We start from the raw sequence: 1,923 nt of genomic DNA, 5'->3' as shown, positions 1-1,923 counted from the left end.
CCCGGCCGAGGTCGACCGACTCCTGCGGGTTGGTCTCCTCGTCACACTTGACGTAGTACGCCTCCTCCGGCCGGGCGCCGAAGAGGGCGCCCGAGCGCCACTCGTTGACGAGGAAGGCGGAGACGTTGCGCCGGATCCTGGCCCACAGCTGGTGGTCGTTGGGCTCGAACACCACCCACTGGGTGCCGATCAGGATCGACTCCTCCAGGTAGTTGAAGTACCGGCGGACGTTCAGGTAGCGCCAGGCCGGGTCCGAGGACATGGTGCGGGCGCCCCAGACGCGGATGCCGCGGCCGGGGAAGGCGCGGATGCAGTTGACGCCGATCGGGTTGAGCAGGTCCTGCTCGCCGCGGGTGATCTGGATCTCCAGGTCGACGGCGCCGCGCACCACCTCGTTGGCGGGCGCCTTGTGCACCCCGCGCTCGAAGTCGTTGCGGGCCCAGATGCCGGCGATGTGGCCGCTCGGCGGAACGGTCCTGGTCTGGCCGCTCGCCGGGTCGAACACCTTGACCCACGGGTAGTAGAGGGCGGCGTACTTGGAGTCGTAGCCGGCGGTCTCCTGACGCCACACGCGGATGTCGCGGGCGTTCATGCCGGGCGGCGGGTCGATGACGGCGACCCGGTCGCCCATCAGCTCGCAGTGCGCGATCAGGCCGAGCTGGACGGCCTTGACGGCCTCCAGGTCGATGGCGCCGCGCTGGTAGGCGGCCATCAGGTCGGGGACGGCGACCATGGAGATCTCGTCCACGGCCTCCAGGCCGCCGAAGCCGGTGCGGTCCGCCGAGTCGCCGAGGTACTGGGCGGGACCGGGGTGGTTCCCGGTGGCGTCGGTGCCGGCGGCCGGGGCGGCGGGCGCGGCCGGCGGGGCGACGAGGGCCACGGTCTGGTTCTCCGGGCGCGCGAGCTGCGCGGCGGGCGCCGCCTCCTGCACGGTGATGAGCCGGGAGCGCTCCTTCACCTGCGTGACGACGTAGTTGCGGCCGCCCTTCTTGGCGGTCACGTCGAAGGACTCGACGGCCTTGCCGCCGTCCTTGACGACGAGCCTGAACCGCTCGGCGGGACCCTCGCCCTCCGGGTCGGAGACCTCGACGCTGAGCGGGCCGGAACCCGCGGCCACGGCGGTCACGGTGAACGTGCCGAGCTGCTGGGGCGCCCCGGCGGGCAGCGCGGCCGGCGCGGCCGACCCGGTGACCTCGGCGGGGGCGCCGGACGCCTCGCCCGCGGCACCGCCCGGGGCGCCGCCGACGCGGACCACGTAGGCGGCGCTGCCGCCGTTGTTGAAGAAGCCGTAGACGGAGTGCGCCAGGTAGTACCCGTCGGTGAACGCACCGAAGGCGGCGACGAACTGTGTCCAGTTGGTCACCAGGGTCGGCTCGTTCAGCGGACCGGATGGTGCGAGCCCGACGAAGGCCGCCACCGACGTCCCCACCCCCTCGATGGGGCGTGAGCCGCTGGCCACCTCCTCGACGTAGACGCCCGGCGACAGGTAGGACGGCATGCTCTGCTCTCCTCGGGGTACGAGTCAGGTCTACGCCCACCCTCACGCGCGTGGCGCGTCGTTCAAACGGCTGCGAGTGCCGAGTACGGGGCATGCGTGTTGCCCGGAAGGGCAAGGAGCACCCCTTCTCCGGGGCGGCCGGCCCGCCCCGGCCGGCCCGCCCCGGGCACCGGAGGCGGACCGGGAGGGAGGGCCGCTTCCAGGGCGTCGGCCCCGGAGGCGCGCGGGGGCGCTGCGGTGCGCCCGGCAGGCGGTTCGAGGCCCTGACCGGGGCAAAGGCGGGGATTCGGGCCGGGCAGGGCAACAAGTCCGTCTTTCGGGGCACTTGAGGATGCCCCGGGGACTCCTGACGCTCCGTCGCACGGCCCGTAGCGTCACCATGTGACCCTTTGGACTTCTCTTGAACCGGCGTCGACGACGGTGGA

Annotated in this window: 1 protein-coding gene; it reads right to left on the bottom strand. The window is 72.9% G+C overall.

The window, feature by feature from the left end:
- Positions 1 to 1,498 (bottom strand): phage tail sheath subtilisin-like domain-containing protein (locus tag AOK18_RS21580; RefSeq protein ID WP_055695427.1); only part of this gene is annotated, 1,498 nt, incomplete at its 3' end.
- Between the last annotated feature and the right edge of the window lie 425 nt (positions 1,499 to 1,923).

It is taken from the genome of Streptomyces prasinopilosus, assembly GCF_001419695.1.
In the GTDB taxonomy this organism is placed as follows: domain Bacteria; phylum Actinomycetota; class Actinomycetes; order Streptomycetales; family Streptomycetaceae; genus Streptomyces; species Streptomyces prasinopilosus.
Note: the sequence above shows the minus strand (reverse complement) of the source record. Positions and strands in the feature narration are given on the sequence as shown.